Origin of the sequence: Brevibacterium sp. 1718, assembly GCF_051131255.1 — a bacterium.
GTDB lineage: Bacteria > Actinomycetota > Actinomycetes > Actinomycetales > Brevibacteriaceae > Brevibacterium > Brevibacterium sediminis.
The window spans coordinates 1,390,056-1,404,502 of sequence record NZ_CP186550.1; the positions used below are offsets into that span (position 1 = coordinate 1,390,056).

The 14,447-nt window shown below is 62.1% G+C and carries 24 protein-coding genes; 22 read left to right on the forward strand and 2 right to left on the reverse strand.

The window, feature by feature from the left end; genetic code table 11:
* The 15 genes from rplP (at position 1) to map (ending at position 8,229) form a co-directional block, all read left to right on the forward strand.
* On the forward strand, positions 1-417 hold the full coding sequence (rplP, locus tag ACOZ9V_RS06095) for a 50S ribosomal protein L16 (RefSeq protein ID WP_025777924.1): 417 nt from the start codon (positions 1-3) through the stop codon (positions 415-417).
* Positions 418-419: 2 nt separating this feature from the next.
* Complete coding sequence (rpmC, locus tag ACOZ9V_RS06100) at positions 420-671, forward strand: 50S ribosomal protein L29 (protein WP_025777923.1); 252 nt, start codon at positions 420-422, stop codon at positions 669-671.
* Complete coding sequence (gene rpsQ, locus ACOZ9V_RS06105; RefSeq protein ID WP_139468551.1) at positions 671-958, forward strand: 30S ribosomal protein S17; 288 nt, start codon at positions 671-673, stop codon at positions 956-958. The genes rpmC and rpsQ overlap by 1 nt, the downstream gene beginning before the upstream one ends.
* 144 nt (positions 959-1,102) lie before the next feature.
* Positions 1,103-1,471, forward strand: a complete 369-nt coding sequence (gene rplN / locus ACOZ9V_RS06110; protein ID WP_025777921.1) for a 50S ribosomal protein L14 — start codon at positions 1,103-1,105, stop codon at positions 1,469-1,471.
* A gap of 2 nt (positions 1,472-1,473) precedes the next feature.
* Complete coding sequence (rplX, locus tag ACOZ9V_RS06115) at positions 1,474-1,842, forward strand: 50S ribosomal protein L24 (protein WP_139468550.1); 369 nt, start codon at positions 1,474-1,476, stop codon at positions 1,840-1,842.
* Positions 1,842-2,411: a 50S ribosomal protein L5 gene (gene rplE / locus ACOZ9V_RS06120; RefSeq protein WP_039206325.1), complete on the forward strand. Its 570-nt coding sequence runs from the start codon at positions 1,842-1,844 to the stop codon at positions 2,409-2,411. The genes rplX and rplE overlap by 1 nt, the downstream gene beginning before the upstream one ends.
* 67 nt (positions 2,412-2,478) lie before the next feature.
* Positions 2,479-2,877: a 30S ribosomal protein S8 gene (rpsH, locus tag ACOZ9V_RS06125; RefSeq protein ID WP_025777918.1), complete on the forward strand. Its 399-nt coding sequence runs from the start codon at positions 2,479-2,481 to the stop codon at positions 2,875-2,877.
* A 17-nt stretch (positions 2,878-2,894) separates the two neighbouring features.
* Positions 2,895-3,431 carry a 50S ribosomal protein L6 gene (rplF, locus tag ACOZ9V_RS06130; protein WP_025777917.1) on the forward strand — a complete coding sequence of 179 codons (537 nt, stop codon included), beginning with the start codon at positions 2,895-2,897 and terminating at the stop codon, positions 3,429-3,431.
* A gap of 2 nt (positions 3,432-3,433) precedes the next feature.
* Positions 3,434-3,814, forward strand: coding sequence for a 50S ribosomal protein L18 (gene rplR / locus ACOZ9V_RS06135; RefSeq protein WP_092015640.1), 381 nt, complete (start codon positions 3,434-3,436; stop codon positions 3,812-3,814).
* Positions 3,811-4,494, forward strand: a complete 684-nt coding sequence (gene rpsE, locus ACOZ9V_RS06140; protein ID WP_216657189.1) for a 30S ribosomal protein S5 — start codon at positions 3,811-3,813, stop codon at positions 4,492-4,494. Before rplR ends, rpsE begins: the two co-directional genes overlap by 4 nt.
* The gene (gene rpmD, locus ACOZ9V_RS06145; protein WP_025777914.1) at positions 4,494-4,676 is read left to right on the forward strand and encodes a 50S ribosomal protein L30; all 183 of its coding nucleotides are present in this window, start codon (positions 4,494-4,496) and stop codon (positions 4,674-4,676) included. The genes rpsE and rpmD overlap by 1 nt, the downstream gene beginning before the upstream one ends.
* Position 4,677: 1 nt before the next feature.
* On the forward strand, positions 4,678-5,130 hold the full coding sequence (gene rplO, locus ACOZ9V_RS06150; protein WP_101546948.1) for a 50S ribosomal protein L15: 453 nt from the start codon (positions 4,678-4,680) through the stop codon (positions 5,128-5,130).
* 348 nt (positions 5,131-5,478) lie between these two features.
* Positions 5,479-6,780: a preprotein translocase subunit SecY gene (secY, locus tag ACOZ9V_RS06155; protein WP_139468549.1), complete on the forward strand. Its 1,302-nt coding sequence runs from the start codon at positions 5,479-5,481 to the stop codon at positions 6,778-6,780.
* Positions 6,781-6,829: 49 nt separating this feature from the next.
* Entirely contained in the window at positions 6,830-7,396 is a 567-nt protein-coding gene (locus tag ACOZ9V_RS06160) for an adenylate kinase (protein ID WP_139468548.1), read from the forward strand.
* Positions 7,393-8,229: a type I methionyl aminopeptidase gene (gene map / locus ACOZ9V_RS06165; RefSeq protein ID WP_181271776.1), complete on the forward strand. Its 837-nt coding sequence runs from the start codon at positions 7,393-7,395 to the stop codon at positions 8,227-8,229. The genes ACOZ9V_RS06160 and map overlap by 4 nt, the downstream gene beginning before the upstream one ends.
* Positions 8,230-8,238: 9 nt before the next feature.
* Here map and ACOZ9V_RS06170 read toward each other — a convergent pair whose 3' ends face one another.
* Positions 8,239-8,478 carry a hypothetical protein gene (locus tag ACOZ9V_RS06170; protein WP_181271775.1) on the reverse strand — a complete coding sequence of 80 codons (240 nt, stop codon included), beginning with the start codon at positions 8,476-8,478 and terminating at the stop codon, positions 8,239-8,241.
* Between the two features lie 78 nt (positions 8,479-8,556).
* Between ACOZ9V_RS06170 and ACOZ9V_RS06175 the strand changes: the two genes are divergently transcribed.
* The gene (locus ACOZ9V_RS06175; RefSeq protein ID WP_139468545.1) at positions 8,557-9,441 is read left to right on the forward strand and encodes a PaaX family transcriptional regulator; all 885 of its coding nucleotides are present in this window, start codon (positions 8,557-8,559) and stop codon (positions 9,439-9,441) included.
* A gap of 58 nt (positions 9,442-9,499) precedes the next feature.
* On the opposite strand, the gene ACOZ9V_RS06180 is transcribed toward ACOZ9V_RS06175, so the two are convergent.
* Positions 9,500-10,645, reverse strand: a complete 1,146-nt coding sequence (locus ACOZ9V_RS06180) for a MalY/PatB family protein (RefSeq protein ID WP_181271774.1) — start codon at positions 10,643-10,645, stop codon at positions 9,500-9,502.
* Between the two features lie 367 nt (positions 10,646-11,012).
* Between ACOZ9V_RS06180 and infA the strand changes: the two genes are divergently transcribed.
* The 6 genes from infA to rplQ all read left to right on the forward strand — a co-directional run bounded on the left by infA (position 11,013) and on the right by rplQ (position 14,167).
* Positions 11,013-11,234, forward strand: coding sequence for a translation initiation factor IF-1 (gene infA / locus ACOZ9V_RS06185; RefSeq protein WP_009379245.1), 222 nt, complete (start codon positions 11,013-11,015; stop codon positions 11,232-11,234).
* Between the two features lie 58 nt (positions 11,235-11,292).
* Positions 11,293-11,406 carry a 50S ribosomal protein L36 gene (gene rpmJ, locus ACOZ9V_RS06190; protein WP_009884960.1) on the forward strand — a complete coding sequence of 38 codons (114 nt, stop codon included), beginning with the start codon at positions 11,293-11,295 and terminating at the stop codon, positions 11,404-11,406.
* Between the two features lie 212 nt (positions 11,407-11,618).
* Positions 11,619-11,987 carry a 30S ribosomal protein S13 gene (rpsM, locus tag ACOZ9V_RS06195; RefSeq protein ID WP_025777905.1) on the forward strand — a complete coding sequence of 123 codons (369 nt, stop codon included), beginning with the start codon at positions 11,619-11,621 and terminating at the stop codon, positions 11,985-11,987.
* Positions 11,988-12,038: 51 nt separating this feature from the next.
* A complete protein-coding gene (gene rpsK / locus ACOZ9V_RS06200) occupies positions 12,039-12,443 on the forward strand; it encodes a 30S ribosomal protein S11 (protein WP_025777904.1) in 405 nt (134 codons plus the stop codon).
* A gap of 153 nt (positions 12,444-12,596) precedes the next feature.
* A complete protein-coding gene (locus ACOZ9V_RS06205; protein ID WP_025777903.1) occupies positions 12,597-13,595 on the forward strand; it encodes a DNA-directed RNA polymerase subunit alpha in 999 nt (332 codons plus the stop codon).
* Between the two features lie 23 nt (positions 13,596-13,618).
* Entirely contained in the window at positions 13,619-14,167 is a 549-nt protein-coding gene (rplQ, locus tag ACOZ9V_RS06210) for a 50S ribosomal protein L17 (RefSeq protein ID WP_139468543.1), read from the forward strand.
* The last annotated feature ends 280 nt before the right edge of the window (positions 14,168-14,447 follow it).

Genomic DNA, 14,447 nt, shown 5'->3' on the forward strand with positions numbered 1-14,447 from the left:
ATGCTGATCCCTCGTCGAGTGAAATTCCGCAAGCAGCACCACCCCAACCGGGGCGGCGCCGCCAAGGGAGGTACGACGGTGTCCTTCGGTGACTACGGCATCCAGGCTCTCGAGCCGGCTTATGTCACCAACCGTCAGATCGAGGCCGCACGTATTGCCATGACCCGCTACATCAAGCGCGGCGGCAAGGTGTGGATCAACATCTACCCTGATCACCCGCTGACGAAGAAGCCGGCCGAAACCCGCATGGGTTCCGGTAAGGGTTCGCCGGAGTGGTGGATCGCCAATGTCAAACCCGGTCGAGTCATGTTCGAACTCGGCGGTGTGTCCGAGGAAGTTGCTCGCGAGGCTCTGCGCCTGGCGATCCATAAGCTTCCGCTGAAGGCCCGTATCGTGGCCCGCGAAGGTGGTGAGTGAGAATGGCTATCGGTTCGAAGAACCTTTCCATCGACGCGCTTGACGGTTACGACAACGAGCGTCTGCAGGAAGAGCTCAAGAAGGCCAAGGCCGAGCTGTTCAACCTGCGTTTCCAGTCGGCCACCGGCCAGCTGGAGAGCCACGGTCGCCTCAAGGCCGTGCGTCGCGACATCGCTCGTATCTACACCGTGCTCAACGAACGGGAGCTGGACATCCGTCCGAACCCCGCTGATGCCAAGGAAGAGAGCAAGTGATGGCGGAGACCACGAACACCGAGTCCACTGCTGCGGAACGCAACTCCCGCAAGACCGCACGTGGCTACGTCGTATCCGACAAGATGGACAAGACCATCGTCGTCGAGGTTGAGGAGCGCATGAAGCACCGCCTCTACGGCAAGGTCATGCGCAAGTCGGTCAAGTACAAGGTTCACGACGAAGAGAACACCGCCGGCATCGGCGACCTCGTCCTCGTGGCCGAGACGCGGCCCCTTTCGGCCGCGAAGCGTTGGCGGCTCGTCGAAATCGTCGAACGCGCCAAGTAGTCAACGCCACCCCACCCACCCGGTCCCGCCCGCGGCCTCCTGCAGGCCGTGGGCGGCTACCGGGAACGGGGTGAAATGTCAATGAATCCGTTCCGCAAGGCTCGCGCTCAGGCGTGAGAACCAGCGCGACGACAGGAGAAAATAGTGATTCAGCAAGAGTCGCGACTCAAAGTCGCCGACAACACTGGCGCCAAGCAGATCCTGGCAATCAGGATCCTGGGTGGCTCCGGTCGGCGCTACGCCTCGATCGGTGACACCATCGTGGCAACCGTCAAGGATGCAATCCCTGGCGGCAATGTGAAGAAGGGTGACGTCGTCAAGGCCGTCATCGTTCGCACTGCCAAGGAACGTCGTCGTCCCGACGGCTCCTACATCAAGTTCGATGAGAATGCAGCTGTCATCCTCAAGAACGATGAGGAACCACGCGGAACCCGTATCTTCGGGCCCGTGGGACGCGAACTCCGCGACAAGAAGTTCATGAAGATCGTCTCCCTGGCACCGGAGGTGTTGTGAGCATGGCGAACAAGCTCAAGATCAAGAAGGGCGACCTCGTCCAGGTCATCGCCGGCGCTCGGCAGTCCCGTGGTGGCGATCGTGGCAAGCAGGGCAAGGTTCTTGCCGTCTACCCCGAACGCAACCGCGTCCTCGTTGAGGGCGTCAACCGCGTGATCAAGCACAAGAAGGCTACGCAGACTCAGGCCGGCGGCACCGCTGGTGGCCGTGAGACCCACGAAGCCCCCATCCACGTGTCCAACGTGGCGCTCGTTGATCCCAAGGACAACAAGCCCACCCGCGTCGGATACCGCGAAGAGAGCGTCGAGCGCGACGGTCGCACCAAGACCGTTCGAGTTCGCATCTCGCGTCGCACCGGGGAGGAGATCTGATGACGGAAACAACCACCAGCCGTCCCGCACCGCGTCTCAAGCAGATTTACCGCGAAGAGATCGTTGCGAAGCTGCAGGAAGAGTTCAACTACGCCAACCCCATGCAGGTTCCCGGACTGACCAAGGTCGTCGTGAACATGGGTGTGGGTGACGCAGCACGCGATTCCAAGATGATCGAAGGCGCGATCAACGACCTGACTCTGATCACCGGTCAGAAGCCTGTCGTGACACGTGCCCGCAAGTCCATCGCACAGTTCAAGCTGCGCGAAGGTCAGCCCATCGGCGCCCACGTCACCATGCGTGGAGCCCGGATGTGGGAGTTCATCGACCGCGTCATCACTCTGGCACTGCCGCGTATCCGCGACTTCCGCGGACTCTCGGATCGTCAGTTCGACGGAAACGGTAACTACACCTTCGGCCTCACCGAACAGTCCATGTTCCACGAGATCGATCAGGACCGGATCGACCGCGTCCGCGGTATGGATATCACCGTCGTCACCACCGCGGCAACCGACGACGAGGGACGTGCACTGCTGCGTCACCTCGGGTTCCCGTTCAAACAAAAATAATCGCTACGTTGCAGGTCCAAGCACAGTACGTGGGCGGAAACCGTAACGAGGAAGGGCAAGTGCCCAAATGACAATGACTGATCCAGTCGCAGACATGCTTACGCGTCTGCGCAACGCCAACTCGGCTTATCACGAGGACGTCAGTATGCCGTTCTCGAAGCTCAAGTCGAACATCGCCGAGATCCTCAAGACCGAGGGCTACATCACCGGCTGGAGCGTCGAAGACGCCGAAGTCGGCAAGACTCTGCTCCTGGACCTGAAGTTCGGACCCAACCGGGAACGTTCGATCGCCGGCCTGCGTCGTGTGTCGAAGCCGGGACTGCGCGTCTACGCGAAGTCCACGAACCTGCCCAAGGTTCTCGGCGGCCTCGGCATCGCCATCCTGTCGACCTCGTCAGGCCTCCTGACGGACCGTCAGGCCGCCAAGAAGGGTGTGGGTGGGGAAGTCCTCGCCTACGTCTGGTAAAGGAAGGAGAGAAGAACATGTCACGTATTGGCAAGAACCCGATCTCCGTTCCCAGCGGCGTCGAGGTCAAGGTCGACGGCCAGGATGTCGCCGTCAAGGGACCTAAGGGCGAGCTGTCCGTCACCATCGCCGAGCCGATCACCGTATCGCTCGAAGACGGTGTCATCACGGTTGCCCGTCCGGACGAAGAGCGCGAATCGCGTTCTCTGCACGGACTGTCCCGCACGCTCATCAACAACATGATCGTCGGTGTGACCGATGGCTACTCCAAGGCCCTCGAGATCGTCGGAACCGGTTACCGTGTCCTGGCCAAGGGATCGAACCTCGAGTTCGCCCTCGGCTACAGCCACCCGATCGTCGTCGAACCGCCGGAGGGAATCTCCTTCAGCGTCGACGGTCAGACCAAGGTTGCTGTCCACGGAATCGACAAGCAGCTCGTCGGTGAGACCGCTGCCAACATCCGGAAGCTGCGCAAGCCCGAGCCTTATAAGGGCAAGGGTGTGCGCTACGCCGGCGAAATCGTCCGTCGCAAGGTCGGAAAGGCTGGTAAGTAACGATGGCCTTTGGCAAGAAGGAAAGCTACGGCAAAGGCAGGGCAGCTGCTCGCAAGCGTCGTCACGCTCGACTGCGCAAGCATGTCAGCGGCACGACCGAGCGCCCTCGCCTCTCAGTGACTCGCTCCACGCGCCACGTCTTCGTCCAGGTCATCGACGACACCGTCGGCAAGACCCTGGTCTCGGCCTCCACCATGGAAGCCGACCTGCGGACATTCGAAGGCGATAAGACCGGCAAAGCCCGCAAGGTGGGCGAGCTGGTTGCTCAGCGCGCCAAGGACGCCGGAATCGACTCCGTCGTCTTCGACCGTGGAGGCAATGCCTACCACGGCCGTGTGCAGGCAATCGCCGAAGGTGCCCGTGAAGGAGGATTGGCCCTATGAGCACTGAAGAGAACAAGGAACAGCAGGCAACTGCTGAGACCCGCACCGACAACAGCGGTGACCGTTCCTCCCGTGGCCGCGGCCAGGGTGGACAGGGCGGTCAGGGTCGCGGACGCGGCGAAGGCCGTGGACGCGGTGGTCGCAACGACCGTGAAGACAAGAACCAGTTCATCGAACACGTCATCACGATCAACCGCGTGTCGAAGGTCGTCAAGGGTGGACGTCGGTTCTCCTTCACGGCTCTCGTCGTGGTCGGTGACGGCGACGGCATGGTCGGCATGGGCTACGGCAAGGCGAAGGAAGTTCCTGCCGCCATCGCCAAGGGTGTCGAGGAAGCGAAGAAGAACTTCTTCCGCGTTCCCCGCATCCAGAAGACCATTCCGCACCCTATTCAGGGCGAGGAAGCCGCAGGCGTCGTCCTGCTGCGTCCGGCCGCTCCGGGTACCGGTGTCATCGCCGGTGGACCCGTTCGTGCGGTCCTCGATGCGGCAGGCGTCCAGGACGTCCTGTCCAAGTCGCTGGGCTCGGCGAACGCGATCAACATCGTGCACGCTGCGATCGCCGCGCTGAAGGGCCTTGAGCGTCCGGAAGAGGTCGCGGCTCGCCGTGGCCTGCCCGTCGACGAAGTTGCTCCGCACGCACTGCTGCGAGCAGCTGCTGAAAGTGGGGCGAAGTCCTGATGGCAAAGCTCAAGATTACTCAGCGCAAGTCCGCAATCGGATACCGTCAGAGCCAGCGTGACACGCTGCGTTCGCTCGGTCTCAAGCGGACCAACGACGTTGTGGTGCAGGAAGATCGCCCCGAGATCCGGGGAATGATCAACGCTGTCCGCCACATCGTGACTGTGGAAGAGGTCGATTGATATGTCGAACAACGACTCGCTGAAGCTGCACGATCTGCGCCCTGCTCCCGGTGCCAAGACCGCCAAGACCCGTGTCGGTCGTGGTGAGGCTTCGAAGGGTAAGACCGCCGGACGCGGAACCAAGGGCACGAAGGCCCGCTACCAGGTTCCGCACGGCTTCGAGGGCGGCCAGACCCCGATGCACATGCGTCTGCCCAAGCTGCGTGGATTCAAGAACCCCGCCAAGGTGGAGTTCCAGGTTGTCAACCTCGACAAGCTGTCCAGCCTGTTCCCCGAGGGCGGAGACGTCACCGTCGCCGATCTCGTGGAGAAGGGCGCTGTGCGTGCAAAGCAGCCCGTCAAGGTTCTCGGCACCGGTGAGATCACCGTTGCCCTGAACATCACTGCAGACAAGTTCTCCGGCTCCGCAGCCGAGAAGATCAAGGCTGCAGGCGGAAGCACCAACGAGGCCTGATCCGTTCCACTCGGGACGGATTCCCGGCTTCAACGCTGGTCAAAGGGGGCGGTCACTTCGGTGGCCGCCCCCTTCTGCATCCCTGAACGCCGGCGGCGGTGGCCCGCATACCAGGCCGAGACCGGCCAGACGCCCTCTCGAACACCCCGTGAAACCGCTCCGATGCCATCTCAACCCCTGTCTGAAACCGCTCTGTGACCGCCTCGAACACAGGTTGCGCCGAGTCGCCGCGGGGCTTCGCCGGTTTCGGCCTGGAGGGCATACCCTGGTAGTCTTTTGCAGGTATTTGTCTCAATCGCCAGGTCGCGACCACGACTCTGACTTTTCATCCCCCAACGAGGAGGACGCTTGATCGGCGCAATCCGGAGGGCCTTCAGAACGCCCGACCTGAGGAAGAAACTCCTCTTCACCCTGGGCATTCTTGTCATCTTCCGACTCGGCTCGTTCATTCCTTCGCCTGGAATCGACTACACCAAGGTGCAGGAGTGCGTGGCTTCGCCTCAGCTCAACGAGGGCGGATTCGCCATGATCAACCTCTTCAGCGGCGGCGCGCTGCTGCAGCTGTCGATCTTCGCCCTGGGCATCATGCCTTATATCACCGCGAGCATCATCGTCCAGCTGCTGCGAGTGGTCATTCCTCGCTTCGAAGCCCTCCATAAGGAAGGCGCCTCTGGCCAGGCGAAGCTGACTCAGTACACTCGCTACCTCACCATCGGCCTCGCGATCCTCAACTCGACGACCCTCGTGGCGACCGTGCGCTCCGGTGCACTGTTCGGCGACGTCCAGAACTGCCAGGATCTCATCGCCAACGACACTTGGTGGGGCATTGCCGTCCTCGTCCTCACACTGACCGCGGGAACCGGCCTCATCATGTGGCTGGGCGAGCAGATCACCGAACACGGTGTGGGCAATGGAATGTCGCTGCTCATCTTCACGTCCGTCGCTTCTGCCTTCCCGTCCTCGCTCGGTGCGATCTTCCGCGAGCAGGGTGTCGACATCTTCATCATCGTCATGGCCGTCGGACTCGTCCTCATCGCCCTCGTCGTCTTCGTCGAGCAGTCGCAGCGCAGGATCCCCGTCCAGTACGCCAAGCGCATGGTGGGACGTCGGATGTTCGGCGGAACGTCGACCTACATCCCGATCAAGGTGAATATGGCCGGTGTCATCCCCGTCATCTTCGCCTCCTCGGTGCTCTACCTGCCGAGTCTGATCTCGCAGTTCTTCGACCCCGAATCCAAGGCAGTCGAATGGATCAACACCTACTTCACCCGCGGTGACCATCCTCTCTACATCACCGTGTATGCGCTGCTGACGATCTTCTTCGCCTACTTCTACGTAGCGATCACCTTCAACCCTGAAGAGGTTGCGGACAATATGAAGAAGTACGGCGGCTTCATCCCGGGTATCCGTGCCGGTCGTCCGACCGCCGAGTACCTCAGCTACGTACTCAGCCGCATCAACTTCCCCGGCTCGCTCTACCTGGCTTTCGTCGCCCTCATTCCGCTGATCGCTCTGGTTCTCATCAACGCCAACCAGAACTTCCCGTTCGGCGGCACCTCACTGCTGATCGTCGTCGGCGTCGGCCTCGAAACGGTCAAGCAGATCGACGCGCAGATGCAGCAGCGTCACTACGAGGGTCTGCTGCGCTGATTCGACCGGACGCTGACGTTCAGCGGACATTCCATTGGAAGGACACCTTATGAGTTCACGCATCATCCTGATCGGCCCTCCCGGAGCCGGCAAGGGCACCCAGGCCGCACGCCTGTCCGAGGCGCTCGGCGTCCCGGCCATCTCGACCGGAGACATCTTCCGGGCGAATGTGAAGGGTGAGACCGAACTGGGCAAGCTGGCCAAGCGCTACATGGATGCCGGCGAGTACGTGCCCGACGAGGTCACGAACTCGATGGTCGCAGATCGACTGGCACAGGATGACGCAGCCGAAGGCTTCCTCCTCGATGGATATCCTCGCACCAGCGCCCAGGTCGACGAACTCGACAGGATCCTCGCTGCAGAGGATAAGGCGATCGAGCACGTGGTCGAGCTCACCGCCGACACCGACGAGGTCGTCGCTCGTCTCCTCGCGCGTGCTCAGACCGAGGGCCGCAGCGACGACAGCGAAGACGTCATCCGCCATCGCCTCGACGTCTACGAAGAGCAGACCCAACCGCTGACCGATATCTACCGCAGCCGCGGTCTGCTTCGCCAGGTCGACGGACTCGGCGAAGTCAACGACATCACCGAGCGCATCCTCTCGACCATTCGATGATCTTCGGACCACGTATCGAGCTGAAGACTCCCGCAGAGCTTGAGCTCATGCATCGGGCCGGGCAGCTGACAGCAGAAGTGCTCTCAGCGGCCCGGTCCGCGGCCGTTCCCGGAGCCACCACCGCCGAGGTGGACGCCGCTGCGGAAGCCGTCATCGACGCCGCCGGCGCCCGCTCGAACTTCAAGGGCTATCAGGGATTCCCTGCAGTCGTGTGCATATCCGTGAACGAGCAGATCGTCCACGGCATCCCGGGATCCCGTGTCCTCAACGCCGGGGACATCGTGTCGATCGACGGCGGCGCCGTCGTCGACGGCTTCCACGGGGACTCAGCGTTGACGATGATCGTCGGCGGCGACGAAGCAGGCACTGCATCCGACCGTGAGCTGTCCTCTGCCACCGAGGCGGCTATGTGGGCAGGCATCGCGGCATTCGCGACCGGTACGAAGGTCAGCGACATCGGCGACGCCATCGATGACTTCGTCTCCGAATCGTTCCCCCACCTGGGCCTCGTCGAGGAATTCACCGGACACGGAATCGGCACCTCCATGCATATGGCGCCTGAGGTCCTCAACTACCGTGCACGCTCGAACGGCCCGAAGATCAAGCCCGGAATGTGCTTGGCGATCGAGCCGATGCTCACCACGGGAGGTGCGGACACGCGCACTCTCGCCGACGACTGGACTGTCGTGACGGCGGATGGGTCACGGGCGAGCCACTGGGAACACAGCGTGGCCCGCCATGACGGGGGAGTCTGGGTACTCACAGCCGCCGACGGGGGAGCGGCCGGGCTGGCGCCGTTCGGAATCACTCCCGTGGCTCCGAAAGACGCCTGAGGGGAGAACTCAGGCGGCCGGCATCTGCTTTCTCAGGGCAGACCTGCCGACGAAGTAGACTGCGGCGAAGGTTCCGGACGCCGCCATCAGTGCGAGTGCGAACATCCACGTGGCCGTCTCGGCGATGGTGAATCCGAAGATCTGGAATGCGCAGAAGGCGATGAAAGCCGTGATCGCTCCCGCCAGCAGTCCGGAGGTGCGGGCCGTCTGGTAGGCGCGCTGATCCAGTGTGTGCTTCTCGTCATGCATGTCGTGGCTCCTCGTCGCTTGGCTGCGATCTCGGTCCTGTCGGCACCGATCCTTGTGTCTTCACGGTAGAATCCGGCCATGACGAGTGTCCACAATGTCCCGAAACGTCGGACAGATGTGGGTGATCGGTATCGGATGACGCGGATCGCCTTCGACGTAGTCTCCGTTTTCGGGTGCCTGCAAGCCAGTGGACTGCCGGGACCCGTCATCGTCAGCGTGCTGCGTGAACACGGGTATTCCTCCTCGAGCGTTCACAATCAGCTCGTACGGATGGTCCAACGTGGCATCATCAGCAGCGAACGAATCGGGCGGGTCTCCATCTACCGTCTGAGCGAACAGATCCTCTCAGATTTCGGTGACATCGCAGGCGATCACGTCTTCCCCGACTATGCGGGGCGCTTCCACACCATCGTGTATTCGGTTCCGGAAGCTGAACGCGGACTGCGCGACCGACTGCAGTACATTGCGCGGAGCTTGGGATACAGACAGCTGAGACCGGGAATCCTCATCGGCTTCGCAGACCAGTCCAGACTGCTCTCGAAGAGACTGCCCCACATCCCTGTTCCCGGCTGGTCGGAGGCAGGAGTGCTGACCCCCGAGTCCCTCGCGGCGGCACGCAGGATGACGACTCGGGCATTCGAACTCGACGCTGCTCTCGCCCAGCTGCCGCCTCTGGAAGAGCGCATGAACGCATTGAGTTCGGGGGGTTCGGCACCCGGCACGGGTTGCGCAGGGCTGAGCCTGGGAAGCTTCTTCGATCTGTACTACGACGTCGCCCGTGCAGTGATGACCCACCCGCTGCTGCCGGAAACTCTCGTCGACGGGACTCAGCCGGCTTTGCGGTTCCGTGCGCTGATGCGGCAGTGCAATCTCGAATACTATCTGCGCTTCGATCAGCTGATCCGCGAGTGCGCGGGAGCAAGCTCATCCTTCGAACTCATCGAATGGCTGCCCGAAGACTGATCAGTGTCGGGTGTGGAGGCCATTGGACATGTCGGTCAGAGGGCCCAGGGCATGGTGGTCAGAGTATCCGGGCGATCCTCTTGACCGCTTCGGTGAGCAGAGGTCGGGGGAGTGCGAAGTTGAAGCGGATATGTCCGGCCCCGACCTGTCCGCAGAGTTGACCTTCGGTCACGGCCACCTCGGCGCGGGATCGGATGTGATCGGACAGGTTCGACTCCAGTCCATAGCCGCGCAGATCCAGCCAGGCCAGATAAGTGCCTTCCGGTTCGATATAGGCGGCACCCGGCAGCAGTGACCCGACGAGATCGGTGAAGTGGTCGCGGTTGCCTTTGAGGTAGCCGCTGACTTCGCTCAGCCAGTCATTCCCACGCGTGTACGCGGCGGTGGTGGCGAGTATCCCCGGGTTCGACGCGGCTCCCGAGACGAACTGTCCCCTCTTCGCCCAGACCTCGCGGTCGCTGGGGGAGGTGAGGATGAGCTGGGCGCATTTGAGGCCGGGGATGTTGAAGGCCTTCGACGCGGCTGTCGCTGTGGCGGTGTGGGCGGCGGTGGCCTCGGTGAGAGTGGCATAGGGAATGTGCCGCGCGGGGGCATAGACGACCGGTGCATGGATCTCATCGGAGAACACCCGGGCACCGGCCTTCTCCACGACGTCGGCGAGGGCCAGCAGCTCGGCCTCGGTGCAGACCTTGCCGATCGGATTGTGCGGATTGCACAGGACGAACGTGGCTCCGGGGGTCAGAGCGGAGGCGATGGCATCGAGGTCGAATGACCAGCCGGATTCCGATCGCAGCATCGGGACTTCGATGAGCTCGCGGCCTGTCACTCGCGCGACATCGAAGAACGGCATATAGGCCGGTGTCGGCAGCACGATCGGAGTGTCGGGTGGTGTGAGGTGGGTGAGGACGCCGAGGAACGCAGCCAGCACATCACTGGCCGGTTCGATGTGACCGACGGGGATCCGCCAGCCGTAGTGCTCGGAGCAGAAGCTCGAGGTCGCTGTTCTCAGGTCGGCGGTCAGGTCGGCGGGAGCGTAGCCGTAGAGGTCGCGATCGTCGATGGTCTGCAGCGACTGCCGTACCGCGGGAGCCACCCCGAAGTCCATCTCGGCGATGAAGGCGCCGATGGAGCCGGGGAAGGACGACCACTTGCGGCCGCCCTTCGCGACGAGGGACTCCTCGGTGATGGCATCGAAATCGGACATCTCTGTGCTCCTCTTTGGGGACTGCGTCGGGTGCGGTTCTCACGCTAGCAGTCGGGGCGGCCGCGGTGCGCTCCATTCGTCGTCAGGGGACATGGGAACGGTGCGCCGCCTCGGCGAAGATGGGATTGTAAGGGACTTCACGCTCAGAAGCGAACACCGTGTGGAAGATTCTTTCTCCGTAGTGTAGGGTTGATGATTGGTCTGTTCTCATTCAACTCACCCTTTTCCAGTTGTGGGCGGCTTCTGCCATCCACTTCTTTTATGTGGTGACGAGGACTGCAGACCGAGGGGTCACCGGTATTGAGTCGGTGATACACGATTACGTCGAACGCGAAGGTTTCGCGGGAATACGAGGTTAGCGAACGATATGGCCAAAAAAGAAGGGGTCATTGAGATCGAAGGCACCGTTGTCGAGGCACTGCCGAACGCATCGTTTCGGGTTGAGCTGAGCAACGGGCACAAGGTGCTCGCACATATCTCCGGAAAGATGCGTCAGCACTATATCCGCATCCTTCCCGAGGACCGGGTCATTGTGGAGCTGTCTCCATACGATCTCTCGCGCGGACGAATCGTTTACCGCTACAAGTAAGGATCTTCGATCATTCGCGTCCTGTCCGGCCGGGCAGGGACCGAAAGAAGGAAAAACGATGAAGGTTAAGCCCAGCGTCAAGAAGATCTGCGAGAACTGCCAGATTACCCGCCGTCACGGCCGGGTCATCGTCATCTGCTCCAACCCGCGCCACAAGCAGCGCCAGGGCTGAGCAGCTCGTTTCGAGCAGATCGAGGCTCCACAGCGGAGCCTCAGCAGCACCACACCCGCGCAAACCTCGCCATCTGCGTTCGGAGCCATGAGAAGTGAGAGCTTCCGGGGAACGGACACAGGACGATACCTCCGGTCGGGGGCCGGAGACCTTGGGAGACCGAGGACAGGTTTGCATCAGCACCTCCGAAACAACAACAGGAGACAGTACCCATGGCACGACTTGCCGGAGTCGACATCCCGCGTGAAAAGCGCGTGGAAGTCGCCTTGACTTACATCTATGGTGTGGGCCGCACCCGTGCGCGCCAGACCCTGACCGAAACGGGAATCAGCCCTGATACCCGTGTGAAGGACTTGAGCGACGCAGAGCTCGTCCAGCTGCGTGACTACATCGAGGGCACATTCCAGGTTGAGGGTGACCTCCGTCGTGAGGTGGCCGCCGATATCCGCCGCAAGGTCGAAATCGGAAGCTATGAAGGCCTGCGTCACCGCCGCGGTCTGCCGGTTCGCGGTCAGCGGACCAAGACGAATGCGCGTACCCGCAAGGGGCCGAAGCGCACCGTGGCCGGTAAGAAGAAGTAACACGCTCACTCGGTTGGCTGAGGCCAACCACCTCGATCAGGAGTAGGACATATGCCTCCCAAGTCACGCGCCGCTACAGTGCGCAAGCCTCGCCGCAAGCTGAAGAAGAATATCGTTGCCGGCCAGGCTCACATCAAATCAACCTTCAACAACACCATCGTGTCGATCACCGATCCGACCGGTGCTGTCATCTCCTGGGCCTCCTCAGGTGAGATCGGCTTCAAGGGTTCGCGCAAGTCGACCCCGTACGCCGCTCAGATGGCTGCTGAATCGGCTGCTCGCCGGGCGCAGGAACACGGCCTGAAGAAGGTCGACGTGTTCGTCAAGGGACCGGGCTCGGGCCGCGAGACCGCCATCCGTTCGCTGCAGGCCGCCGGCCTGGAACTGGGAACCATCCAGGATGTCACTCCCGTTCCGTTCAACGGCTGCCGTCCCCCCAAGCGCCGCCGCGGCTGATCCTTCCGTGGAACTGCAACGGATGACGGGTGAGAGCCCGACATCGGTCGCAGAACGGATTCCCAGATAACCCGAACCGTTCTTCATGGTCTTTGAGGCCATGACGTGCAGTGCGAACGTCATATAGCGGATGTTCGCTGAAAGGAAGCCCACGTGCTCATTGCACAGCGCCCAACGCTCACGGAAGAAGTCGTCTCCGATAACCGCTCACGGTTCGCCATCGAACCGCTCGAGCCCGGATTCGGCTACACCCTCGGCAACTCGCTTCGCCGGACCCTGCTGTCCTCGATCCCTGGTGCCGCCGTCACGTCCATTCGGATCGACGGAGTGCTCCACGAGTTCAGCACCGTGCCGGGAGTCAAAGAGGATGTCACCGAGTTCATCCTCAACCTGAAGTCCCTGGTCGTATCGTCCGAATTCGACGAACCGGTCGTCGCCTACCTGCGCAAGCAGGGACCTGGCACCGTGACCGCTGCCGATGTCTCTGCTCCTGCCGGGGTCGAGATCCACAATCCGGACCTGCACATCGCCACACTGAATGGTGAGGGTCGTCTGGACATGGAACTGACCATCGAACGTGGACGCGGATACGTTTCGAGCGCTCAGAACAAGAACGCGGATGCAGAGATCGGCCGGATTCCGGTCGATTCGATCTACTCCCCGGTTCTCAAGGTCACCTACAAGGTCGAAGCTACGCGTGTCGAACAGCGCACCGACTTCGATCGTCTGGTCCTCGACGTCGAAACCAAGCCCTCGATGACCCCGCGCGATGCCATCGCATCTGCGGGCAAGACCCTGGTCGAACTCTTCGGCCTGGCTCGAGAGCTCAACGTCGAAGCTGAAGGCATCGAGATCGGACCCTCGCCTGTGGACGCGGCACTCGCCGCCGACCTGGCGCTGGCGATCGAAGATCTCGACCTGACCGTGCGCTCCTACAACTGCCTCAAGCGCGAAGGCATCCACACCGTCGGCGAGCTCGTTGCTCGCAGCGAAGCCGACCTGATGGATATCCGCAACTTTGGTTCGAAGTCGATCGACGAGGTCAAGGCGAAGCTCAACGAGCTCGGCCTGAGCCTCAAGGACAGTCCTGCCGGGTTCGAAGCCGGTCTCGTTGATGAGGACCAGTCCTACGTCGAAGACGAACAGTACTGATTAAGACCTAGGAGTAACTGACAATGCCAACCCCAACCAAGGGTCCCCGCCTCGGCGGTTCGCCCACACACGAGCGCATGATGCTCAACAACCTGGCAGCCCAGCTGTTCGAGCACAAGCAGATCAAGACGACTGTGACGAAGGCCAAGCGCCTGCGTCCGGTTGCCGAGCGCATGATCACGAACGCCAAGAAGGGTGACCTGGCCGCACGTCGTCGCGTGCTCGGCCAGATCTCCGACAAGTCGATCGTGCACGAGCTCTTCACCTCGATCGCCGAAACGATGGCCGAGCGTCCCGGTGGATACACCCGTATCACCAAGATCGGCCCCCGTCCCGGCGACAACGCCCCGATGGCCGTCATCGAGCTGGTCCTCGAGCCCTACTCGCCGAAGCAGGCAACCGTGAAGGAAGCCGAACAGGCCACCGCCGCTGCCGCTCCGGCAGAAGAGGCACCGGCTGAGGCTGAGGTCGTCGACGAGGCTCCGGCCGAAGACGCCGCAGTCGAGGCAGAATCAGCCGAGGCTGACGCCGAGACCGCTGAAGAGTCCTCCGAGGCTGCCGAGGAGAAGTAAGCTCCTCGACCGACTTACGGCTCGGATCTCCGCAGCCGTGAGTCACACACTTCAGGCGGGCACCGACACAGGTGCCCGCCTGAAGTGTATTCACCGCTGGCGCGGGGATCGACAAGCACGTGCAGGCCGCCTCGGTGGGGTCAGTTTTCACGCACCTGTCCGACCACCTCGGCGTGAATGATTGCTCTTCGTTCCAATCATCGGTTTCGATTCAGATGATTGGAACGAAGAGCGATTACTCCGGTACGCAACCTGAGGTTCTCAACGCAATGTGATGTCA